The sequence below is a fragment of the Acinetobacter nosocomialis NIPH 2119 genome (assembly GCF_000368085.1).
GTDB lineage: Bacteria > Pseudomonadota > Gammaproteobacteria > Pseudomonadales > Moraxellaceae > Acinetobacter > Acinetobacter nosocomialis.
In genome coordinates this window covers 2,657,812-2,682,021 of sequence record NZ_KB849239.1, presented here as the reverse complement: position 1 = coordinate 2,682,021, position 24,210 = coordinate 2,657,812, and the positions used below count along the sequence as shown (strand labels likewise).

Here is a 24,210-nt window from a genome sequence, read left to right as displayed (position 1 = left end):
ATGATCTAATATACTTAAAACAGGGAGATGGCATTCCTCCCTTGAAAAACCGCCGTATTGGCTAATGATGCCTACGTTACCCTCATGTATTTATATCGCTGGGTACGTAGGTTATTGCGTACTCTGCTTATTTTTGGAGTACGCCATGTCACGTTTCCCATCATTTTTATTTGCTCTTTTAGCATCTCACTAAAGGGGTAGTTCTATGTATTATCCTTTACTTTCAATTGCTTTAGGCTCAGTTCTAGGGGCGTGGTTGCGTTGGTTTTTAGGTCTAAAACTCAACCCGATTTATCCGCAAATTCCACTGGGTACTGTCACTGTTAATTTAATCGGTGGTTTTATTATTGGTTTTGCGATGGCTTATTTTGCTCATAGTGATTTGAGCCCGAATTATAAACTTTTTGTGATTACCGGTTTTTGTGGTGCTTTAACTACTTTTTCAACGTTCTCGATTGAGATTGTGACTTTATTGCAAAGTGGTAAGTGGGGAATGGCGATGTTGGCGATTTCTATTCATTTAATTGGGTCTTTAATTTTTACGTGTTTGGGGTTGGCGACTTATTATTGGGTAGCGGGACATTGAGTATTTGTTCTGGCTGAAATGTTTACTGCAGAGTCTTTTCAATAAAGTTTTATGTCTGGATTAGCCGTCGGCTCGACCTACTTTTGTTTCGGCAAAAGTAGGCAAAACCATTTTCATCAACAGAACCTGTTATCTGTTTACAATTATCCAATATGTCGCAGAAACATTATATTGCTGATTCGAGTCAGGCTGTTGATGATTTTCCGAGTATCCAATGTAAGAGATTAATCAAATAGTTTAATTAATAATTAGTCATTTACTATCGTGACAGACGGCATGGATGCCGTCGTTTCGCTGTGCTACATGGATGTAGCATCAGCGTAACAAAGGATTTTTGTTACTTTTCATCCTTGAAAAGTAAGCTTAGCCTATACAATCCATCATTTGGATATCACTTCCTTTTAAGGCGGTGCTCATAATAAAAAATTAAGACATTTCTATTATTTATTTAAATCGTATTATTTTTCAGTTAAAGCCTGACCTTCAAACTTCACACCATCCCAACCATTTTGCATAAACTGACGAATATTTTGATGATCAGTTCCTTCTGGTGTAGCCAATACAGATGCGTAGTGCTCTGCAAATAAACTTAAAGTTTGTGCTTGGTCTAAACCTTGTAACTTAGCAAAAGAGAAAACTTTTGCACTGCCTTGATTTTCAGTTGCAGCGTTATGCTGTGCGCCATTTTGAAAAGCTGTTGGAGTATGTTGGTAGCGTGCTTCAATATAAGCTAAAACGTCTGAAAATTTTGCTGTGCCTGCTTGTAATTGGGCAAGTAACTCTTGTGCCATAATCTTAAACTTCCTATCAAATGGGGCTTAAGCATAGCATTGAATACATGCTTTGAAAGCTTGGGAGTTATAAAAAATGATGGGTTGTTGAAAAGAATCAGAAGCATTCTTGTGAAAATTGTGGATAAGTTTAACTTTATACACACCTTAGAAAATCATTGAAAAAATGCACATAAAAAAAGAAGCCTAAGTGGAGGAGATGAGTCTTAGGCTTCCAATGATTTAAGTGTATTGGTTAAAACTTAACATAAGATTAACTCTTACGATTAAAGCGAGCGAAGCGTTTGTTAAAGCTTGCAACACGGCCTTCATTACTTGCTTGACGTACTTCACCTGTATAGAAAGGATGTGAAGCACTCGAAATATCAAGAGTCACATAAGGATAGACTTGTCCTTGATATTCCTTAGTTTGTTTAGTTTGAATGGTACTACCAATTAAGAAGTATACGTCTGCATTGGTGTCATGAAATAACACTTGTTGGTAAGCAGGATGAATATCTTTACGCATGAGAGATTGTCCTAAATTATTTTTGATTAAAGAAATGTTATAACATAACAACAGATAAGTCAATGTAACCTCTGAAAGGTTACATTGATCAGTTCATTGAATTAGTTAGAAGGCGGAACAAGTTCTTCAAATAAATCATTCAGGTTGTCATGTACTTTTAAGTGAATGAGGTTCCAGTAGTGTCCTGAAATGGTTCTATTAACCATTAATGTATCTGGTGAAGGTTTAAAGACATCCCAATATTTTAAAGACTTTTTCACGAGTAACATGCCATCATGATGGGATGAATTCTCTGCAAAATCATAGGTTTTGGTAAGCGGACGCAATAACACTTCAATCCAGAGTTTATAAAGATCGCTCGGGAATTTACCTTTTTCGGTCAAAGAGTGCAGGGCAAGTAATTCGGTTTCAATAAGATCAATATCTTCATGACGAGCTGCATTCACCAGTCGTTTGAAACTGTAAACAATTTCATTGGAAAGTGTTTTAACACTGCCATAGTCATAAATAATGACACTGCCATCTTGGCGGAAGGCAAAGTTACCCGGATGAGGGTCACAGTGAAAACGTTTTAAAAAGAACATTTCCTGACCTAAAGCGCGGATTAGACGACGGCCAATTGTGTTTCGAATTTCGATAGGCCAAGAACTAGCAGTTTCAATACTGTCACCTTGTTCAAGGCTTAAGGTTAAAATACGTCTTGAAGAGTAATCTTTATAAACAGTCGGGATAATAATTTTGTCGTCTAATTTACTATGAAAAGTTTTAAAGACCTCAAGATTTTGAGCTTCGATTTCATAGTTAAGCTCTGCTGATAGACTATCTTGAATCTCTGCAAAAAGCTGATCTTGCAGCTTTTTATCAATCTTAAGTACACCCATTAAGCGTAGTGCTAAACGTACTTGTTTTAAGTCACTTTCACAGGCTTCATCAACACCGGGATATTGAACCTTAACCACAACTTGTTCACCATTTGGCAAAACTGCTTTGTGAACTTGTCCAATCGATGCAGCAGCAAAAGGCTGTTCATCAAAAGATTTAAAGGCAGCGTTGAGCGGTTTTCCAAGCTCACGTTCAACTTGTTGCTGAATCGCTGCAAAAGGCATGGCTGGAGCTTGGCGTTGTAGTTTTGATATTGCTTTAGCAACTTCTGGTGGGAAGATATCTTTATATTGCGATGCAATTTGCCCAACTTTCATGACAGCACCTTTCATTTCGCCTAAGGTGTCTGCAATCTGTAGACCGATATCTTGAAACAATTTAGTTTTTGCAGCCAGTTTCTGTTCTTCATCCGCAGTCAGGTTTCGAATCGAGTTAGAAACGGTTTTTGTTGCAATGCTCGCGGTCATTCCTGCAAGTTTCATAAATCGTTTGCCAGGTGAACTTGCATTCTTTGCCATATCTTCGATACCTCGTTGACTACAACATAATATTGTCTAGTTTTGATCATAGGTGACAAAACTTAAAAAGCCTATATGAAATTGTTTATCGCATGTAAGAAAATTTTCGAAAAACAAAACGTTATTTTTAAAGTAAAAAATGTGAAAAGGTTTTCAAAATTCATTTCATAAACAAAGCTTTAATATCTATAAAGTCGCTGTTTTTTTAGTGCTAAGGTGAAGGACATGTTAAATAAGAAATAGAGACAATAAAAGTTATGACCAGTCTAAATTCGTCCTATGGGCGCTCTCAAGCGGTTCCTTTATCTGTATTCGAGCAGTCGAAAGATGCACATATTATTCGTTCTGATGAAGAAGCAATTGAGATTGCCAAGCAACTTGCTCAAGAGTTTGCACAAGAGGCATCAGATCGTGATAGAGAACGCCGTTTACCCTTAAATGAAATTCAGCAGTTCTCACAAAGCGGCCTGTGGGCCATTACAGTACCTAAGCAATTTGGTGGCGCACAAGTCAAGTATCGAACTTTAGCAGAAGTGATCAAAACAATTGCAAGTGTCGATCCTTCTCTTGCTCAGTTGCCTCAAAATCACTTGGCTTTTGTTGAACATTTAAGACTAGATGCGAAACCTGAACAGCAACAGTTCTTCTTTAATTTGGTGCTAAGAGGAATTCGTTTTGGCAATGCATTTTCGGAAAAACACAGTAAGACAGTCGCGGAGCTCACGACTAAACTTGAAAAGACCGAACATGGCTATGAAATTAATGGCAAAAAATTCTTTGCAACGGGTGCTTTGCTCGCACATTGGATTCCAATTGTTGCTGTAAATGAACAAGGACAACCTTATGCTGCACTTGTGCCACGTGAAACTTCTGGGGTCAATATTATTAATGACTGGTCTGGTTTTGGACAACGTACCACCGCTAGTGGCACGGTAGAACTAAATCAGGTGCCAGTACGTGAAGAATATTTAGTTCCGATTTACCAAGCATTTGAACGCCCAACACCAGCAGGTGCTATTTCTCAGTTTATTCAGGCTGCAGTCGATGCAGGTATTGCGCGTGGTGCAATTGAAGAAACGATTCAATACGTCAAAAATCACAGCCGTGCATGGATTGATTCAGGTCTGGAAAAAGCCAGTGATGACCCTTACACCATTGCAAATATTGGTGACTTAAAAATCAAACTGCGTGCAGCAGAAGCAGTCCTTGACTTGGCTGGAGATGCAATTGATCAGGCGATTGCTGACACCAGCGAAGAACATGTAAACCAAGCGACACTATTGGTTGCCGAGGCAAAAGTACTTACCACAGAAATTGCTATTTTGGCTGCCAATAAACTTTTTGAGTTATCGGGTACGCGTTCTACTTTATCTGAACTCAACCTTGACCGTCACTGGCGCAATGCCCGTACCCATACCTTGCATGACCCTGTGCGTTGGAAATATCACATTGTCGGTAACTACTACCTCAATGGAGTTCAACCACCTCGTCATGCATGGAGTTAAATTGAAGAAAAAACAAAATTAGGAGAATAACGATGACAACAGCTCAAATTGAATTAGAAGAACTATCGGTCGGTGCGGATTATGAAAAGGTTGCAAACAGATTTCGTCCTATTTTTGAGAAAATTGCGCAAGGTGCAATTCAACGGGAAAAAGAGCGAATCTTACCTTTTGAACCGATTCAGTGGTTAAAAGAAGCTAAGTTGGGTGCTGTACGAGTACCCCGTAAATATGGTGGAGATGGGGTTTCATTACCTCAACTGTTCCAGCTTTTAGCAGAGTTAGCAGAAGCTGATTCCAATATTGTACAAGCTTTACGTGGTCATTTTGCATTTGTTGAAGACCGTTTGGTTGCTCATAAAGAGCACTCACAAGAGGTCTGGTTTCAGCGTTTTATACAAGGCGATTTAGTCGGAAATGCATGGACAGAAGTTGGAAACGTACAGATTGGTGATGTCGTTACACGTGTCACCAAAGACGCTTCGGGTAACTTGGTGGTAAATGGCGAAAAGTACTATTCAACAGGAAGTATTTTTGCTGACTGGATTGATTTATTTGCTTACGATGAGGTAAATGACCGTCATGTGATTGCTGCTATTTACCGTCATGAAACAGGTGTAAGTGTGCTTGATGATTGGGATGGCTTTGGTCAAAAGACAACCGGCAGTGGTACTTTAAAAGTACATCAAGTTCATTTGCCAGCTTCAAACCTCATTCCATTTGATCAACGTTTTAAGTATCAAACCGCTTTTTATCAGGTGGTGCATCTTGCAACTTTAACCGGTATTGCGCGCGCTGCAGTCGAGACGTTCAGTCAGGAAATTCGTGAACGCAAACGTATTTTTAGTCATGGTAATGGTGACTTGGTTCGTCACGACCCACAAGTTTTACAAGTGGTCGGTAAGGCCTCAGCTCAAGCTTATGCAAGTGAAGCAATCACCTTGAAAACGGCCGAGGCATTACAAAAGGCTTATGAAAGCCATTTTGCCGAGTCTGAAGTGAAAGAGCATCAGTTTAATGTAGATGCCGAGCTTGAGTCGGCACAAGGGCAGGTCGTAATTTCTAATTTAGTGCTTGATTTAACAAGTCAGTTATTTAATGCATTAGGTGCATCAGCAAGTAGCCAAACGAAACAACTTGACCGTTTCTGGCGTAATGCAAGGACTGTATCTTCACATAATCCGCTTATTTATAAAGAAAAAGTGATTGGAGATTGGGAAGTAAACCGTACGGATTTACCTTTTGTCTGGCAAATTGGAGCAAGCCCGCGGGCAAAGTCTGCATAAAATAAAAAAGCCGATATTTCATCGGCTTTTTTATTAGGTTTGACTTAGGCGCTTTGTATTTAGGTAGAGCCTTGAGAGCAGTAAAACACAGGCGATACTTAAACCAATAATTAAACCAAGCCATACGCCAGCTACGCCCCAATGTGTATAACGTGCCAAATAAAGCCCGATTGGGAAAGCGATCACCCAATAAGCCATTAGGGTAATCCACATTGGTGCTTGAGTGTCTTGCATACCTCTTAAACAGCCGGCAGCGCTGACTTGTAGAGCATCCATCAACTGATACCCCATTGCAAACCAGAGCAAATACATGGCAACAGGTACAACGTCTATATCTTGAGTATAAACCGAGACAATTTGTTCACGGCCTAGAGCAATAAAAGACATGGTCAATAGAGCAAAAAATACTGCTGTGCTTAGACCAATCTTTTGTACTTGGTACATGGAAGCCCAGTTCTTTTCACCATAATATGTCCCCACGCGAATGGTTAAGGCAATTGCAAGTGATAGCGGAATCATAAACAACACAGAGGTAACTGAAATAGCCACTTGGTGTGCAGCAATAAACACTTCACCTAATGGGCTAAGGACTAATGCGCCTGTACTAAAAATACTTACTTCAAAGAACACTGCTAAACCAATTGGCAAGCCAAGCTTTAAAATTCTTTTAACCCAAGTCAGGTTAATTTTGTCAAATCTACTAAAAATAGAGGTATTTCGATAAGCAGAAGCTTTATAAATATAGCCTGCTAAAGTAATCAGCATTAGCCATTGTAAAATGGAGGTTGCAAAGCCACAGCCTGCACTACCTAACGCTGGAATTGGTCCTAAGCCATGCATAAAAATCATGTTAAGCGGGATTAAAACCACTAAGGCCAATAAGCTAATCGCGGTTACAGGACGTGGGTGGCCTAAAGCTTCTGAATAGCCACGTAGCGCTGCGTACATAGTTACGGCAGGCATACCTAACCCAATAGCATGCAAGAATAAACTTGCTTTAGGTCTTAAGCTTTCTGGAACACCGAATACGTGTAAGAAAAAAGGCATAAGCTGTAAAATGAGCATAGCCATTACACCTAAAATGATGGCAACCCATAATGACTGACGAACAATCACAGGAATTTGTTCTGTATTTCTAGCGCCTTTTGCCTCTGCAACTAACGGCGTAGTGGCAATCATGATTCCACTAAACAGAAGCATAATCGGAACCCATAAACCTACACCTACCGCAATAGCGGCTAAGTCTGCGGCAGATAAATGCCCAGCCATAATGGTATCAATTAACCCGAACCCTGCTTGAGCAAACTGCGTAATTAAAATAGGTAACATTAAATGGAAGAGTTGTTTTAATTCAGCCCGAAACGACGTGACATTCGACACAAAAGGTACTCTTTATAAATATAAAAATGAAACTAGCGCTGCAAGGTGAGTAACACACCAACAAAGATGACCACTCCACCAAGAAACCGTTGCCATGTAACAGGTGTCTTTTCGGTGCCTAACCAGCCAAAATGATCAAGTAACATAGAAATGACCAATTGTCCAAAAACGACTAACCCTGTAAAGGTTAAAAAACCAAGCTTAGGTGCAGTATAAATGCTCATGCTAATTGCATAAACCCCAAGAAATCCTCCGGTCCAAAGAAGCCAAGGAATATTAGATATTTCACTTAAAGAGGGTTTTTCAGCACTTTGGAAGAACACCATAATGGCCAAGACAATAGTGCCTATGAAAAATGATAACAATGCCGCTTGTAATGGTGAGTGTAATTGCTCACGAAGCTGAGCATTGATTGCAGTCTGAAAAGCCATGGCAACACCGATTCCCATAGCTAAGGGTAAGATCAGGAAAAGTTGACTAGAGAATTTCATCATTTTTATCAATATTTAAGTATGTTTAAAAACAGTCTAAAGCAATTAAGGTATGTTTTCATAAGCCCATTGATGCAGTCATGTTAAAATAGAAATATTGTGTAAATTGGACCCTGTTCCTTGGCTGTATTAAACCCTGCTTCTGTTCCGTTATCTTTATATATCCACATGCCTTGGTGCGTGCGTAAATGTCCATATTGTGACTTTAACTCGCATGCGGTGCCTGATGGTGCGCTTTCGTCAGAACTCGAGCAAATCTATTTAAAAGCCTTAGTGGCCGACTTTGAAACTCAAGTTGAGATGGCCCAAGGGCGTTCAATTCACAGTGTATTTATTGGTGGGGGAACGCCTTCACTCATTTCTGCTAAAGGTTATACATGGCTGTTTGAGCAGCTTAAGTCATTACTTAAATTTGAAGATAACTGTGAAATTACTTTAGAAGCTAATCCGGGAACACTAGAACATGACCCGTTTGCAGGCTATTTAGAGGCGGGTATTAACCGGTTGTCGATTGGTGTACAGACTTTTAATACAGATCACTTGCAAAAGCTTGGACGTATTCATTCAGCAAACAATGCTATGGATGCAATAGAGCAAGCAAGACAAGCAGGCTTTAAGCGAGTTAATGTCGATTTAATGCATGGTCTGCCTGAACAAACACTCGAACAAGCACTTTATGATTTAAAGATGGCTGTAGAGCATGGTGCTACACATATCAGTTGGTATCAACTTACTATTGAGCCAAATACCGTGTTTTTCCGAACACAGCCTGTTTTACCTCAAGATGAAGTGTTAGAAGATATTCAAGAGCAAGGCGAAGCATATCTAAAAGCAAATGGCTTTATCAATTATGAAGTGTCAGCTTGGCGTAAAGAGCAGCCTTCAGCTCATAATTTAAATTATTGGGAGTTTGGTGATTATCTTGCAATTGGTGCAGGTGCACATGGCAAAGTAACACAGCCAGATGGCGTCTATCGTTTCCAAAAGACTCGTTTGCCGAAAGACTATTTAGCTAAAGTTCCAGCAGAACATTTGCAAATGAAAAAGATTGAAGCAGATGAACTACCTTTTGAATTTATGATGAATACTTTACGCTTAAATGATGGGGTAAAAGCCGATTTATATAAACAGCGTACAGGCTTAAGTTTAGATGATTTAAATGATGTGCTTACTTCATTACGGGCAAGGAAACTTCTGGTAGAGGACAGCACTCGTTTGGCCTGTACAGAGCAAGGGCATATTTTCTTAAATTCGGTACTCGAAGAGTTTTTATAATTAAATAGTCCTAAAGAAAAAGCCGCACGATGAGATGCGGCTTTTTTAATTTTAGCGGGTAGTATAACCGCCATTTGCGAAAATCGTCTGGCCCGTAATCCACCAACCATCAGTGACTAAAAAGCGAACGAGAGGCTCAATATCTTCAATTTTAGTAAGTCCACCTAAAGCTGAAGCTGATTTATGATAAGCGACTGCTTCAGCAGACTCTTGGCCATAAAAGAAGGGTGTGTCCATTGGACCTGGTGCAACAGCAGTTACAGAAATCTGGCGGTCACCAAATTCTTTCGATGCAGCGCGGGTGTAATGCTCAACAGGTGCTTTTAAACCTTCATAGGTTGAATAGAGTCCAGTATAGGCTGCAAGAAGAGAAGTCACGATTGAACAGATTTTTCCGCCGTTATTTAAATGTCGACCTGCCGATTGAATAAAGAAATAGGCAATTTTTGAGTTGATATCGCTCATGCTATCAAACTCTTGTTCTGTCGTTTCTAAAAACGACTTCTTTAAGACCTTTCCAACTGTATTAATCGCAATATCTATTCCACCAAAATGCTGCTTAGTGTCTAAGAATAACTTCTCGATGTTATCGATATCTGTTAGATCTGCCTGAATTAGAATTGCATCTGTACCTAAGGCTTTTACGTCTGCGAGTGTTTGCTCGGCATCTGCTTGAGTTTCTGAACTGTTATAGTGAATTGCGAGTTTTGCTCCTTGTTCTGCAAATTTTCGGCTAATGAGTCCGCCGAGGTTTTTAGCACCGCCAGTAATCAATACAACTTTATCTTTGAGGCTATGAGTTGTCATGATGATTGTTCCTATGATGACTTGTTTTAATGTATTTTTAGTCTAGATTGGCGGTAATTTTTGATCAATTGTGCTAGTTTGGTTTAACTATTCAGAAAATACGAACAATTAAATGGATCGTTTACAGCAATTTTTTATTTTTACAGAAGTCGCTAAACGACAAAGCTTTAGTGAGGTTGCACATCGACTCGATTTACCGCGCTCAACAGTAACGAGTGCTATTCAACAGCTTGAGACTCACTATGGCGTACGCTTATTTCATCGAACTACACGTAAAGTCAGTCTTACGCAAGATGGACAGCGAATATTGCCAGAATGCCAAAATCTTTTATTGGACTATGAACAATTAGAACAACTCATTCAGACCCAAAAACAGCATTACCGAGGCACATTAAAAATTTCGATGCCCAGTCGGATTGTGCATCAAGTAATTATTCCTGAACTGTCAGATTTTTATCATCGCTATCCAGATATACATTTGCAGCTTAATAGTTCTGATGACATGACTGACTTAATTGAAAAAGGAATTGACTGTGTTGTTCGGGTAGGTGAGCTAGATAGCAGTAGTTTAATTGCAAGATTTATTGGCCATTTGGTCATGGTGAATTGTGCAAGTAGAGGCTATTTAGAACAGTACGGTATGCCTGAACAATTAGAAGATCTATCTCAGCACAAACTCATTAACTATGCGGGAGCCGTAGGTGAAAAGCAGGGTGAGTTTGTATATCAAGGAGGAAGCGTCATGATGGATAGTGCTTTAAGTGTAAATAATACCGAAGCTTATAGTGCTGCGGCCTGTGCAGGTTTAGGAATTATTCAAGTTCCTTACTATGATGTTCAAGATAAAATTGAGCAGGGAATCTTGGTTGAGGTCCTGAGTGCTTATAGTGCACCGTCACTTCCACTTAATATTTTGTATCCCAACAGGACTTATATTCCGAAACGATTAGAAGTTTTTATGAATTGGGTGGGAGAGGTTTTAAATCGAAAATGTATCGTCATCTTTTAGTCATAAAAAGAAAATAAGATAACAATAAAAAAAGCCTCTCAAATTGTGAGAGGCTTTTTAGAATTTGGTGGGTCGTCCGCGACTCGAACGCGGGACCAACGGATTAAAAGTCCGCTGCTCTACCAACTGAGCTAACGACCCAAATAGGTTCAAAACAGATAAGTGGTGGGTCGTCCGCGACTCGAACGCGGGACCAACGGATTAAAAGTCCGCTGCTCTACCAACTGAGCTAACGACCCGTATCGTTTTGATGTCGCGTATTTTAGCAAGTTATTCAACTAACACAAGAGGAAATTTAAAAACATTTGCATGATTGCCTATAAAAAGCACGATTTCCTCTTGTTTAGCTAAAAAATGAACTAAAAACGGTATTTATATGCCTGAATGTTGTCAAAAATTTCAGTTGTGATGTCACAATAACTGCTTGCGCCAGGCAATAAAGCGAGTAAACGTTCAGAAGTTTTGCTCGGATTAAACGCATCTTCTTTCAGTTTATTCTTCTGATATTTAAATGTGCCTGTTGTTTCGACCTTTTTTTGTACACGTAAAAATACCGGTACAGCATAAGCAGGCAAACACTTCTTAAACACAGTGACCATTTCGGTTAAATCTGCATCATTTAACTCTTCACCATCTGCCAGCGTAATTGCTGCCATACCAGCACGGCCGTTGGTATTTGGAATTTCTACACCATACACAACAGCTTCAGCAATTTTTTCGTATTCACACACCATGTTTTCCACTTCAGTGGTCGATACGTTTTCACCTTTCCAGCGGAAAGTGTCGCCTAGGCGGTCCACAAACTGAGCATGACGGAAACCGATATCTCGAACTAAATCACCAGTGTTGAAATAAGAGTCACCTTTTTTGAAAACATCTTTCCAGATCACTGATTTGTTCTTTTCAGGGTCGGTGTAACCATCAAATGGAGAACGGCTAGTAATTTTCCCAATGAGTAGGCCAACTTCACCTGCTTTTACTTTTTGGCACCAGCCGTTTTTATCGCGGATTGGTTCATTTTTTTCTTTATCGAACTGAACAATGGCATATGGTGTAGGAGAGAAGCCAACTGTGTTGTCAAAGTTGAAAATGTTGCTAAATCCAACGTTACCTTCGCTCGATGCATAAAGCTCAAGCACTTCTTTAACACCGAAACGTTGTTTGAACTTGTCCCAGATATTTGGGCGCATGCCGTTACCGATCATTTTTGTGACACGATGGTTACGGTCAAGTTCCGTAACAGGAGCATCCATTAAGTAGCGACAAAGTTCACCGACATAACCAATAGCAGATGCATTAAATTTTTGAACGTCTTTCCAGAAAGCGCTAGTCGAATATTTACGACGAATTGCAAGGGTTGCACTTCCAGCAATTACACCACACCAGCAAACCACCACACCTGTTGCATGGTAAAGTGGTAAGGTTACATACATGACGTCATCTGGTCCTAAGTTTAAGATATGGCCATAAGTACCATACGCTAATGTCCAGCGACTGTGTTTGAAAATAACTGCCTTTGGTAAACCTGTTGTACCAGAGGTGTAAATATAAAACAGGCCATCATTACCAGTCACAGAATGGGTAGTGGATGGGTTAAATTTTGGAAATTGATCAATTTGGTCAGCTAGATTGATATAACCTTGAGGTGCTGTACCCGAATTTTGACGGGTTGCCTGATCTGCGAACCAGTGGAAACGATCTTTAGGAACATTTAAATCCTGACGAATTTCGTCAATAGCAGCACGAACTTCTTCACCCGCAATAACAGCAATTGGCTTTACCAGATTGATGCTATGAGCAAGAACCTTACCGACTTGTGATGTATTCACAAGCGCAATCGTGACTCCAATCTTGGCTAAACCAATAATTGTTGCGATTAGCTCAGAGCGGTTTTCAATCATTACAGCAATGACGTCACCCTTATGCGCTCCCAGCGAAAGGTAGTAATGGGAAATCTGGTTTGCCCATTCATTTAAAGCTTCATAAGAATAACTTTGATCTTCAAATAATAATGCCGCGCCTTTAGGATTTCGCTTAACAGCTTTTTCAAAAGCAATACCCAAACCTGTTGGAGTATGTGATGTTCTTAAATAAGCCTGTCTAAGACCATTTAGGATATGGGGTACTTTGGGAATGAAGCTAGGAAGTCTTGTGGCAACATCACCAAGCGTAATGATATCGGTCTGTGTTGTCTGGCTCATATCAATCCTATTTATTTTTCGATCAATCCAAAAAAGGTTGTGGGGCAAAAAGTCCAATAGTTTTCATGGTTCACCATGCTTTTAAAACTTTTCTTCTAGTGCAATCAACCTAATTGGTTAAAAATAACAAAAAAAACCTAGTCATCGAAATGACTAGGTTTGTTTAAATTAGCTGCAATTGAGCAAATGGCTTACTCAGCTACAGGATTAGCTTTTTTTGGCGGACGGCCACGAGGACGGCGAGGACGACTTGGTTTATCCTTGTCGGCTTTAGAGTCTTCTGTTTCAGCATCAGCTGCCGCTTCAGTCGGAGCCGCTGTTTCTTCAGGAACTGCTTTCGCTTTGCTTGCTGCTTTTGATGGCGCAGGTTCTTTTGCTACAGGAGCTTCAGCTACTTTTTCTGTAGTTTTTTCTTCTACAGGGGCAGCTTCAGGCTGTGCAACTTCAGTTGACTGATTAAGTTCAAGCGGTTGCTGTTCTGGTTCAGCAGTAGCTTGTGTTTCAGCTGGTGCAGTAGCAACAGTTTCTTCTGCTACAGGAGTAGGAGTTACAACTTCTTCTTGAGCAGAATGTTGTTGTTTCACTTGCTCAAATGCTTGCTCCGCAGCTAATTTTGCTAAACGGCGACGTTCACGCGGGTCATTTGCAACACGTGGAGTCGGTGCTTGCGATGGAGTAAGTGGAAGTACTGGTGCTGGTTCTGCTTCTTCAGCCGGTTTATGGCTTGGAAGTTCTGCATCACGAGTTACAGGCTTTTTCTCTTCTGTTTCAGAAGTTACTTCAACCACTAAAGTACTTGCATACTGTTCTGCAAACTTTTGCAATGCACGATTAAACGTTGGTACTAAACCAAATTGTTCAATCAATACGGTACAGTCTTCGCCATATATATGACGAATTAAGCTACCAATCGTGTGTTGTGCCAAAGTTGGTATTTGCGATGGCGCAATAGATGGCGCAGCAGCTTTGGCTTGTTTAGCCTCACGTTGCTGACGACGACGCATACGTGGGTCATTGCTAGCACGTTGGATTTGTGGCTGAGCAGCTTGTTCAGTTGGCTGAGCTTCATTTTTTGCTTCAGCAACAACTGCTTTCTCTTCTGCAACAGGAGCTGGTGTTGACTCTGGAGCAACTTCAGCAGGAGTAGGCTCAACACGCTCAACTTGGCGTTCAGGTGTAAGCGCCACAATCTCGCTTTGACCTTGATCAACATTAATAATTAAAGCAGTGTTCATGACATCATGCTTAGGTGCATCAATCACATCAACTTTAACTTGTTTTTCATCAACAACAACTGGTGCCGGCGTATTTTGATTTTCATTTAATACGCTTGGATCGCGGTGGCGATTTGGACGGTTCGGACGCTGTTGATTATTGCGATCACGACGTGGAACAACATTTTCAGTTTGTTGTACATCATTATTTTGATGTTGCTGATCTTGCTGTTGTTGACGTTTTTGCTGACGTTTTAACTCACGTTGCTCTTGGCGTGACAACTGAACCACTTCTTCATGCACTTGATGTTGCTGTTCATGAGATTGGTGATGCTGCTCACGTTGCTCTTTATGTTTACGCTTTTTGTTGTTCTGACGTTGTTGCTGAGATTTATCATCTTTTTCAACATGTTCACGAACTTCTTGTTTCACAGGTGACTGTGAAATATAAGCGTTATTTGTTTGAACTGGCGCAACTTCTGCAACAGCCGGTACGGCTACTTGACCGAACTGACCACGGCTAACAGCACCCGTATTTACCATTTGCTCAATCGCAGCAGCAGCGTTTTGTGCTGAACGAGATTGATCAACAGTTTGCGCTTGTTTTTGAACAAATAAGTTTTCTAACCATGCACAAGGACTTGCTGCTTTTTGAGCTGCAGGCTGTTGTGCTACAGGTTGAGTTGCATGGCTTGTCTTTTTCTGAGCAGAACCATTTTTTGAAGCAGGAGCTGTTACATGAGCATGATCTGCTTCTTCTAAATGCCATTCAGAAGACTCATAACCTAACTCTTTCTCACTAGAGCGAGTTGCTTCAGTACGTTCATAGCTAGATGGAGCAAAACCATCTGGGTTATAAGCAATTTCGTAATGTGGAGTTTCTAAATGCGGGTGAGGTAATACAGTTACACGTACACCAGAAGTTTGCTCTAAATACACCAAACTATGGCGTTTTTCATTAAGCAAGAAGGCTGCAATTTCAACTGGAACTTCAACCTGAACTTCACCATGACGTTCACGAAGAGCAATCTCTTCAACTTTACGCATGATTGAAAGAGAAAGTGAACGTAAGTCACGAACCATGCCTGTACCATGACAGCGAGGGCATACATAACCTGTTGCTTCTTCAAGCGATGGACGTAAGCGTTGACGGCTCATTTCCATTAAGCCAAAACGAGACAACTGACCGAACTGAATACGGGCACGATCGCTTTGGGTTGCTTCACGAAGTTTTGCTTCAACCATACGTTGATTGCGTTCTTTAGTCATATCGATGAAGTCGATGACAACTAAACCGCCAATGTCACGAAGACGAAGTTGACGAGCAATTTCTTCTGCTGCTTCAAGGTTTGTATTCAGTGCAGTTTCTTCAACATCATGTCCGCGAGTTGATTTCGCAGAGTTAATGTCGATTGAAACTAAAGCTTCAGTCTGGTCAATTACGATTGAACCGCCAGAAGGAAGTTTTACTTCACGTTCGTAAGCAGTTTGAATTTGGCTTTCAATACCAAAATGAGCGAACAATGGCTCGTTTAAAGTATAAGTTTTTAATTTGTCTAATTGACGTGGCATAACTGCTTTAACAAAGTTATATGCTTCGTTATAAGCCTGTTCACTATCAATTAAGATTTCAGCAACGTCATCACGTAAGTAATCACGAATCGCACGTGTTACAACGCCAGCTTCCTGATGAACAAGCATCGGAGAAGGGCCTGAGCTTGCTGTACTTTGAATTTGTGCCCAAAGGTCAAGCAAGTGTTGTAAGTCGAGTTGTAATTCTTCTTGAGTACGGCCAATACCAGCGGTACGTACAATAACGCTCATACCACGAGGTACATTTAAAGACGCTAAAATTTCTTTTAACTCTTCACGCACTGAACCTGAAATTTGACGGCTAATACCACCACCTTTCGGGTTGTTTGGCATAAGAACCAAATAACGGCCTGCAAGAGAAATAAAAGTAGAAAGGGCTGCACCTTTATTACCACGTTCTTCTTTTTCAACCTGAACTAAAAGCTCTGTGCCTTCAGTAATAAGTTCACGAATGTTTGAAGTTTGACGTGGGTCTGCCTGAAAATAGCTGTTCGCAATTTCACGCATAGATAAGAAGCCTTGACGACCTGCGCCGTATTCAACAAAAACAGCTTCTAATGAAGGTTCTACGCGGGTGACATGGCCTTTATAGATATTGGATTTTTTCTGTTCTCGGGTACGATTCTCTAAATCAAAATCGTAAAGACGATTACCAGTGATAAGTGCAACGCGAACTTCTTCGGCATGAGTTGCATTAATCAACATACGTTTCATGGGTGTGACACCTAATAGTGACTCACACAAACAAACCAAACAAACTTAAAGGTTCTGAACGAACATCGAACATGACGGATCATTTCCCAGATCTCAAAATACTTGTGGTCTGAGTCATCTGTTACCGGCTACATTTAGCCTTAGCTTCGATTCTCGTCTGTGATGTAGGCAATACTGCTTCAACCTTTAAATCGGAATTCCCTTTTGCTTCACTGGCGGGTGAGCGGTGCATTGGTTAATGACTTTCACTGTCATTGGGCGCGAAGTGACTTCTTTATTGGAAGTTTGATACGGAATGCTCATCGTATCGGTGCTTTCGGCAGTTCCAATGCATCAACGCTTTAGCCTGAAGGCAACATTAAGGATCGATTTGTCTGATGTGTATCAGTTTACGTTCCATAACCAACTAGAGTTGGTAACATATTTTTTTGAACAAACTGAATTAAACGCAACAGTTTGTCATTTTGCCGATATAATAAGCCTTCGGCGTCGGCATAATTCTTTAGGACCTGTCCGAGCTGGTGATGAAAGCATCATTTTGATTGAGGTTTCAATCAGGGAAATTTCCCTTTAGATGTTCACTTACGGTGGTATCCGTGCGCTGACTATATCAAACCTTGCAGCATCTGCCTATGGGCTAAGCTTAGATTTCTTGTGAAAAAACTAAGCTAATCGGTCATTTATTAATCAAATTTCGTAAAATTTCAGGTTTAAATATTAGTATGAATTCTACACAGCAATGGCAAAGTGTCACTTGGTTTGAGGTGGATGAGCATCAAGCAGGACAACGAATCGATAATTTCCTGTTTTCACGTTTGAAGGGTGTACCAAAGAGTCGAATTTATCGTTTGATTCGTGAAGGTCAGGTTCGCGTAAATAAAAAACGTATTAAAGCCGAGACCAAACTTGCAATTGGGGACCAGATTCGCGTTGCGCCTATTCGCTATGAACAAAAAGATGAAACTACTGTTCCTGTAAGCGACAGTGTAGCTCAAGGTTTATTAAGCCGTGTGGTTTACGAAGATGAAGGCCTATTAGTTGTAAATAAACCTTCAGGTATTGCCGTACATGGCGGTAGTGGCGTGGCGTATGGTTTGATTGAGGCACTACGCGCGGCAACAGGTAAAAAATATTTAGAACTGATTCATCGTATTGACCGTGACACGTCTGGTCTGGTCATGATTAGTAAAAAGCGTAGCACCTTAAAACTGCTACAAGATATGTTGCGTGAACACAAAATTCGTAAGACCTATGCCGCTATTGTAAAAGGTCAGGTAAGTCTTGATAAACAACTCATTGATGCTCCTCTATTTCGCTATGAGCTAGCAAATGGCGAGCGTCGCGTACGTGTATCTAAAGAAGGTAAGCCAAGTAAAACTGAATGGGTGGTTGCAGAGCGCTTTAAAAATGCCACACTGGTTCATGCTTCGCCTTTATCGGGTCGTACCCATCAAATTCGTGTACATGGTTTAAGTATTGGACATCCTTTGCTGGGTGACGATAAATATGGTCACAACACTGCTTATGCGGGGCCTGAAGCACGCCGTTTGTGTTTGCATGCCATGCGTTTAGATATTCCGGGTTATCCAACGATTGAAGCACCGTTACCAGAAGACATGACCCAGTTATTAGAGGCTTTGAGAGTAGCAAAATGAGTCTGAAAACCGAATTAGTGATTTTTGACTGGGATGGTACTTTATATAATTCTGTTGGTCAGATTGTGGCAAGTTTACAGCATGCGGCCGAGCAGCATGAGTTAACGCTAACGGATGAAGCCGCAAAAAGTATTATCGGTTTAGGTTTACCGGAAGTGATGCAAACTTTATTTCCGGAAACACCAGAGCTACATGAATCGATTTTAAAAGCATATGGCGATCACTATATTGCCAACTCGACAAATGATGCATGGTTCGAAGGTATTTCTGAGTTACTTCATGACTTAAAAGCTCAAGGTTTAAAACTTGCGGTAGCAACAGGTAAAAACCGCCGTGGGTTAGACCGTGTGATTGCAAAAACACAAAGTACTCATCTGTTTGATGTTACTCGAGCAGCCAATGAAACCCGTTCAAAACCAGATCCACTCATGTTGCAGGAAATTTTGAATGTAACAGGGGTAAGCGTCGAGCGTGCCATAATGATTGGTGATAGTAGCTATGATCTTGAGATGGCACAGCGTTTAGGTATGCCACGTATTGGTGTTGGCTATGGTGTGCATTCAATCGAAGTTCTACAACAGTTCCAGCCTTTAACGATTGCTAAAGATGTACCTGAGCTGCACAACTTTTTAAGAGAGTATGCAAAGTTATCTAATGCAGATGTAGCATAATTTAGAATGATATAAGAAGGGGGAATTTATTCCCTCTTATTGTATGTCCAATAACAATAAGACGAGAAAAATGAGCCGTTCTATTCGTTTATTAAATCTTTTACAGCAACTTCGTGAATCCCGTTATCCAGTGACTGCACAAGTCTTGGCTGAGCGTATGGGAATTAGTGTTCGTAGTATTTACCGCGATATTGATAGTCTACGTGCCCAAGGTGTGAGAATCGATGCATCAGCGGGTTTAGGATTTCAGCTTAAAGAAGACATAGTATTGCCACCAATGACGCTCAATGAAAATGAAGTTGAAGCTATTTTTCTGGCGTTGTATTGGTTGAAGAGTGTACCCGATCAATCTTTACAATCGGCTTCTACATCAATCTTAGCTAAATTAAATTCTGTTCTGCCTGAACATCGCCAATATTTATTACAGCAAACAACCTTAAGAGCGTTTAACACATGGCTGCCTGTAGATAAAAATCAGGTTGAACAAGTACGTTTAGCCATTCGGCAGCAAGTCAAAATTACAATGCATTATCATGATGAACAACAACGAAGTAGTGTTCGAACCTTGTGGCCTTTTGCCTTGGGATACTTTAATGACAAAATTGTGTTGGCCGCATGGTGTGAATTAAGACAGGACTTTCGACATTTTAGAATGGATCGTATTCAACACTTAAGTTTAACCCAAGAAGTATATCCATCATTTAAGCAGCAACTCTTCCAGCAGTGGTGGGCACAAGAATCGCAGACTACTGACAAAAACTGACAAAAGATATTTGTAGACTAGAACCACGATAAACAAGGAGCCATAAAAATGAGCCTTAAACTTTATACTAACAAAGAATCGCGTGGTGTAGTGATCGACTGGCTTTTAGTCGAGCTTGGTGTTGAATGTGAACGTATTGAAGTTGCATACCGAACCGAGATGAAGTCACCAGAATATTTAAAAATTAATCCTTTTGGAAAAGTACCTGTATTGGTAGATGGCGATGTTATTATTTATGAGTTAGGGGCAATTTGCGCATATCTTGCGGACAAGTTTAGTGACAAAGGCTTGGCACCAGCCTTGAATGATCCAAAGCGTGGTTTGTACTATCGTTGGTTATTTATGATGGCTGGTCCTTGGGAAGCTGCTGGCGTTGATAAAGCTCTAGGAATAAAAGTATCTCCTGAGCAAAAAATGTTTGTGAGTTATGGTGATTACAACGATGCTTACCAAGCTTTGATTCAAGGGCTGAGTGAGGCTAATCCATACTTATGTGGTGAACAGTTTACGGCAGCAGATGTCAGCGTGGGCGCGATGTTGTTATGGCAATTGAAAATGAACACGATTGAATCACATCCTGCCATTACACGTTATGTTGAAACGATTAAACAACGTGAAGGGTTAAAACAAAGCAGTATGGGCGGATTATTGTAAACCTATGCTACTTCGAGCCACCTTTTAAGGTGGCTTTTTGTTTTTTAATCAAAAGCTTTAATTGCTAATAAAACCCGCAGCGACGTTAATACAAATTGCTAAAATAGTCGTGTTAAAGCCAAATGCCAGAACGAAATGAAATAAGTTTAGCAAACGCATATGCCTAGTGGTAACCGATACATCTGCTGTTTGTGCTGAAGTACCAATAATATAACTAAAATATAAGAAATCAGGATATGTTGGATTTTTGGTCCCTGGAAAATCTAATCCACCACTTTCTTCATTTCTGGATAAAGCCATGTAAAAGTCATGTGCATAGTGCAAGGCGAAAACGGTGTGCATAAAAAGCCATGCTGAAACAATGGTAAGTAAAGCTAAAGCAACATGTCCTAATTTTGCATAATGGTCAGAAGGAAGCTGAGACAGCTGTACTAATATAGCAACTAGACACATAGAAATTGCAAGTAAAACAATCAGCATAATGACCCATTTGCTTTCATCTTGTTTTTTAGCTTGCTGCTGCATTTGAGAGTGATCAGCATTTTTCATAAGTTTGAAAACATTCAATAAATATAAGCCAATCGAACCGTTCCAGCTTACTAATAAAATAGTAGACCATTTCCATGAGGTAAACCAAGTCAATAGAATTCCGGCAATAACGCCAACGAATAAAGCAATAAAGAAGTGAGGTCGGTTTTTTACGCTACGCCCCAAATGCTTTAATAGTCCCAACATTTACTCGACTCTCCTTATGCCGTAAAAACTATTTTTTTACTATTTGGTTAATTTAACATTAAGTTTTATATATTGTTTATACTTTTGATTGTCTTTTTAAATAATATTTTTGATAAGCTAAAATATAAAAAATTATCGCAATTTAAATAATGGATCAAAAGTATAAAATAAATCTTAAGCTCATTTATTTTATACTTTAATTTAGATTTTCTAACTAATTTATTATTGCCAAATAAAGTTAACTTTAATTTGTCGTATTTAATCGAGATTCTTATCAAGATGAAACACTTTATTGAGCTGGTCAATAAATCTTTTAACACCTACAGATTCTGTATTTTTACGATAACTGACAAATAAATCTAAAGAAGGTAAATCCACATCCAAAGGGCGAACTACTGTATTTGATACACCTAGAGGTGCAACATAGGCTGGTAAAATCGTACAACCTAGACCTGACCCAATAGAATTAATATTGAGTAAAATACTATCGGCCTTTTGTACGATATTCAGATCAATACCATGAGTTTTAGTAAATTCTAAAATAGTATTGTGCAGCGTATTCGATTGTTCGGCGGCAGGAATAATAAAATCTATACCGTGTAAAGCTTTTACAGGAATGCGTTCATATTTAGCCAAAGGATGGTTTCTAGGTAATAAAAAAATTAATGGTTCTGTTAAAACAAATTGGCTTTGGATTTCATCGGTTTCGGTATTATCACGAGTGAAGGTGATGTCGAGTTCACCTCTTTTTAATGCTTTGAGTTGTTCTGTATTATTTAAGCTTGATAGTTCAATGGTCAGGTCAGGATGTTGTAATCGTAGATTTGGAAGTACGTACGGGAAAATTTTCATTTCTGCAATGGGGACAAAACCAATACGTAATAATTGTTGTTTGGCCTTTGAGACTTGACGTGCCATCGCTACAGCTTTATCTGCTTGAGCAAGTGTTAAACGGGCATGTTCTAAAAATACTTCACCTTCTTCAGTTAACTCGACTTTACGTTTTGTGCGGTTTAAAAGTCGTACACCGACATCTTCTTCTAAATCTTTAATTTGTTGGCTAAGGGAGGGTTGAGCAGTATAGAGTTTTAGAGCGGCCTTACTAAAATTTAATTCTTCAGCAACAGTGATGAAATATCGAAGATGGCGTAATTCCATAAGACTAATCCAAAAAATGTCTTACTATGATTTAAGTAAAGTATAAAGCATAAAACTATATAGCGTGAAGATGCTTTAGATATTTATAAAATAAATGAAAATTTATAAATCATTATTAAATTAATATGAAATTTTTCTTAATTATTAATTTATAAAATATATTAATTGCCGATTATTAACTGTTTTTTTTAAATTTTCATAGGAAATTTTAATTTCTTTTTTAAAAATCACTTAAAGTTTTCTCATATTATGAAAAAATCTATTATTAATGTAGAGATTTAGGTGTTGATTTTTTTAGCGAAAAATTTTGGAAAGTATTTTTATAGTAAATATATCACACTTATATTGCTCTATTTTTTTAGTTTATCAAGCATCGATAAAAGTTGATAAAATTAAGCAATTTAAAAGATTTATTGAATAACCAAGATAAAAGTAGTTCATCCTTTAGCTATAGATTACTTATTATATATTATTGTTATGTTATACAGTAGCTTTTAATAAGAACTGTAAGTAACGAATCACAAACTCAACACATCTAAACATTTTTTTGTGGCACTTTAGATTGGTGTATGTCGGCGGCGATAAAAATAAAGGGATATTTATATGATAAATAAGTGTAAGTGTCATAGCTTAATTTATTTAAATCGCTAAGATAGAAAATTGAATGAATCATCCTCCTGATGCTACAACCATAGAATAAGCCCATGAAAGACAAGCCGACATTAACTTATCAATTGCCGACTCAGTCCTGTTGGACGCATACATGGATAAAACCGCCTTTTTGTCATCCTGAATTGGGCCATGAAAACGACACCCGTTTTTATAATCAGCAGCCTAGATCGCCTGCACGAGGATCGAAAGAATTATTGCGTTGGTTAGTCACTCGTGAATCTTATACATGGAATGTTGATATTCAAGGTGAATACGAAACTCGTGTGAATACACCAATTGCCTTACCACAGAACCGTCCTCATGCGGATTTAGATGATTGGCAAGTATGGTTTGTAGGTCACGCTACTGTACTCATTCAAATTGGACCATATAACTTTATTACCGACCCGGTTTGGTGTGATTATGCGAGTCCGTTGCATGGGCGTGGACCACGCCGTGTATGCCCGGCCGGTTTTGCTTTGGAACAGTTGCCCACTATTCATGGAGTCTTACTGAGCCATAATCATTATGATCATATGGATTTGGCAACGCTTGAATGGTTGCACAAGAAATTTGCGATGCCGATTTATACAGGGCTTGGCAACGGGTTTTACTTGCCTAAAGATTTCCATGTCATTGAAATGGATTGGTGGCAAGAAATTCCTTATCATGAGTTAAGAATTGTCTATACACCTGCTCAGCACGGTTCGGGGCGGGGCTTACGTGATCAAAATAAAGCACTTTGGGGTGGTTTTTCGGTTTTAGCAAAAACAGGTCATTGTTTTTTCGCTGGTGACACTGGCTATGCAGCACACTTCAAACAGATACATGCACGTTATGGCGCACCACGTGTTGCTTTACTTCCAATTGGAGCTTATGAACCTCGTAAACTAATGAGCTACGTTCACATGAACCCTCAAGATGCAGTTCATGCACATTTGGATTTACAAGCGCATCGTTCTGTTGCGATTCACTATCGAACTTTTCAGTTAACAGATGAAGATCGGGAAGACCCTGAACATGCTTTAGCTCAAGCTATTAAAGCTTCATCAAAACTTGCTAATCCCTTTTATTGTATTCGAGAAGGGCATAAATTGACTGTCTAAAAGCCTATGGTTTTTATATTAAAAAAGCCAGTTCAAATTGAACTGGCTTTTTATTATTTC

At 39.5% G+C, this 24,210-nt stretch carries 20 protein-coding genes, 2 tRNA genes and 1 riboswitch; of the genes, 10 read left to right on the top strand and 12 right to left on the bottom strand.

Features of this window, described 5'->3' with window-relative positions; genetic code table 11:
- Positions 1–14: 14 nt before the first annotated feature.
- A riboswitch (Fluoride riboswitch) is annotated at positions 15–81 on the top strand.
- Between the two features lie 124 nt (positions 82–205).
- Positions 206–586, top strand: coding sequence for a fluoride efflux transporter CrcB (gene crcB / locus F984_RS16375; protein WP_004710759.1), 381 nt, complete (start codon positions 206–208; stop codon positions 584–586).
- A 458-nt stretch (positions 587–1,044) separates the two neighbouring features.
- Here the strand turns inward: crcB and F984_RS16370 are convergent, their stop codons facing one another.
- From F984_RS16370 to F984_RS16360, 3 genes are all read right to left on the bottom strand, one after another.
- Complete coding sequence (locus tag F984_RS16370; protein WP_000046495.1) at positions 1,045–1,377, bottom strand: HopJ type III effector protein; 333 nt, start codon at positions 1,375–1,377, stop codon at positions 1,045–1,047.
- 253 nt (positions 1,378–1,630) lie between these two features.
- A complete protein-coding gene (locus F984_RS16365) occupies positions 1,631–1,885 on the bottom strand; it encodes a type B 50S ribosomal protein L31 (protein WP_001224256.1) in 255 nt (84 codons plus the stop codon).
- A gap of 101 nt (positions 1,886–1,986) precedes the next feature.
- On the bottom strand, positions 1,987–3,285 hold the full coding sequence (locus tag F984_RS16360) for an ABC1 kinase family protein (RefSeq protein ID WP_004710757.1): 1,299 nt from the start codon (positions 3,283–3,285) through the stop codon (positions 1,987–1,989).
- Between the two features lie 257 nt (positions 3,286–3,542).
- On the opposite strand from F984_RS16360, the gene F984_RS16355 reads away from it, so the two are divergent.
- Positions 3,543–4,790: an SfnB family sulfur acquisition oxidoreductase gene (locus F984_RS16355; protein ID WP_004710755.1), complete on the top strand. Its 1,248-nt coding sequence runs from the start codon at positions 3,543–3,545 to the stop codon at positions 4,788–4,790.
- 32 nt (positions 4,791–4,822) lie between these two features.
- Positions 4,823–6,073: an acyl-CoA dehydrogenase family protein gene (locus F984_RS16350; RefSeq protein ID WP_004710753.1), complete on the top strand. Its 1,251-nt coding sequence runs from the start codon at positions 4,823–4,825 to the stop codon at positions 6,071–6,073.
- A 33-nt stretch (positions 6,074–6,106) separates the two neighbouring features.
- Here the strand turns inward: F984_RS16350 and abeM are convergent, their stop codons facing one another.
- Together abeM and F984_RS16340 are read right to left on the bottom strand one after the other, a co-directional pair.
- Positions 6,107–7,453 (bottom strand): multidrug efflux MATE transporter AbeM, encoded by a 1,347-nt coding sequence (gene abeM / locus F984_RS16345; protein ID WP_004710751.1) that lies wholly within the window; start codon positions 7,451–7,453, stop codon positions 6,107–6,109.
- Positions 7,454–7,485: 32 nt separating this feature from the next.
- On the bottom strand, positions 7,486–7,947 hold the full coding sequence (locus F984_RS16340; RefSeq protein ID WP_001984522.1) for a DMT family transporter: 462 nt from the start codon (positions 7,945–7,947) through the stop codon (positions 7,486–7,488).
- A 117-nt stretch (positions 7,948–8,064) separates the two neighbouring features.
- Between F984_RS16340 and hemW the strand changes: the two genes are divergently transcribed.
- On the top strand, positions 8,065–9,219 hold the full coding sequence (gene hemW, locus F984_RS16335; protein WP_004710749.1) for a radical SAM family heme chaperone HemW: 1,155 nt from the start codon (positions 8,065–8,067) through the stop codon (positions 9,217–9,219).
- Positions 9,220–9,270: 51 nt separating this feature from the next.
- Here the strand turns inward: hemW and F984_RS16330 are convergent, their stop codons facing one another.
- A complete protein-coding gene (locus F984_RS16330; protein WP_004710747.1) occupies positions 9,271–10,026 on the bottom strand; it encodes an SDR family oxidoreductase in 756 nt (251 codons plus the stop codon).
- A gap of 112 nt (positions 10,027–10,138) precedes the next feature.
- On the opposite strand from F984_RS16330, the gene F984_RS16325 reads away from it, so the two are divergent.
- Positions 10,139–11,035 (top strand): LysR family transcriptional regulator, encoded by an 897-nt coding sequence (locus tag F984_RS16325; RefSeq protein WP_002053490.1) that lies wholly within the window; start codon positions 10,139–10,141, stop codon positions 11,033–11,035.
- Between the two features lie 65 nt (positions 11,036–11,100).
- Here the strand turns inward: F984_RS16325 and F984_RS16320 are convergent.
- The 4 genes from F984_RS16320 to F984_RS16305 all read right to left on the bottom strand — a co-directional run bounded on the left by F984_RS16320 (position 11,101) and on the right by F984_RS16305 (position 16,757).
- Positions 11,101–11,176: transfer RNA gene (locus F984_RS16320), tRNA-Lys, on the bottom strand.
- Positions 11,177–11,198: 22 nt separating this feature from the next.
- A tRNA-Lys gene (locus F984_RS16315) sits at positions 11,199–11,274 on the bottom strand.
- A 120-nt stretch (positions 11,275–11,394) separates the two neighbouring features.
- Positions 11,395–13,236 (bottom strand): long-chain-acyl-CoA synthetase, encoded by a 1,842-nt coding sequence (locus F984_RS16310; protein WP_004710745.1) that lies wholly within the window; start codon positions 13,234–13,236, stop codon positions 11,395–11,397.
- 191 nt (positions 13,237–13,427) lie between these two features.
- A complete protein-coding gene (locus F984_RS16305) occupies positions 13,428–16,757 on the bottom strand; it encodes an Rne/Rng family ribonuclease (protein WP_004710743.1) in 3,330 nt (1,109 codons plus the stop codon).
- A 722-nt stretch (positions 16,758–17,479) separates the two neighbouring features.
- On the opposite strand from F984_RS16305, the gene F984_RS16300 reads away from it, so the two are divergent.
- The 4 genes from F984_RS16300 to F984_RS16285 all read left to right on the top strand — a co-directional run bounded on the left by F984_RS16300 (position 17,480) and on the right by F984_RS16285 (position 20,500).
- Entirely contained in the window at positions 17,480–18,412 is a 933-nt protein-coding gene (locus F984_RS16300) for an RluA family pseudouridine synthase (protein WP_004710741.1), read from the top strand.
- Entirely contained in the window at positions 18,409–19,083 is a 675-nt protein-coding gene (locus tag F984_RS16295; protein ID WP_004710739.1) for an HAD-IA family hydrolase, read from the top strand. The genes F984_RS16300 and F984_RS16295 overlap by 4 nt, the downstream gene beginning before the upstream one ends.
- Before the next feature lie 70 nt (positions 19,084–19,153).
- The gene (locus F984_RS16290; protein ID WP_004710738.1) at positions 19,154–19,846 is read left to right on the top strand and encodes a helix-turn-helix transcriptional regulator; all 693 of its coding nucleotides are present in this window, start codon (positions 19,154–19,156) and stop codon (positions 19,844–19,846) included.
- Between the two features lie 48 nt (positions 19,847–19,894).
- Entirely contained in the window at positions 19,895–20,500 is a 606-nt protein-coding gene (locus F984_RS16285; RefSeq protein ID WP_004710736.1) for a glutathione S-transferase family protein, read from the top strand.
- A 57-nt stretch (positions 20,501–20,557) separates the two neighbouring features.
- Here the strand turns inward: F984_RS16285 and F984_RS16280 are convergent, their stop codons facing one another.
- Together F984_RS16280 and hcaR are read right to left on the bottom strand one after the other, a co-directional pair.
- Positions 20,558–21,235 (bottom strand): DUF1345 domain-containing protein, encoded by a 678-nt coding sequence (locus F984_RS16280; protein WP_004710735.1) that lies wholly within the window; start codon positions 21,233–21,235, stop codon positions 20,558–20,560.
- 258 nt (positions 21,236–21,493) lie between these two features.
- On the bottom strand, positions 21,494–22,393 hold the full coding sequence (gene hcaR, locus F984_RS16275) for a DNA-binding transcriptional regulator HcaR (RefSeq protein ID WP_002053339.1): 900 nt from the start codon (positions 22,391–22,393) through the stop codon (positions 21,494–21,496).
- Positions 22,394–23,097: 704 nt separating this feature from the next.
- Here hcaR and F984_RS16270 point away from each other — a divergent pair.
- A complete protein-coding gene (locus tag F984_RS16270) occupies positions 23,098–24,150 on the top strand; it encodes an MBL fold metallo-hydrolase (protein WP_004710732.1) in 1,053 nt (350 codons plus the stop codon).
- The last annotated feature ends 60 nt before the right edge of the window (positions 24,151–24,210 follow it).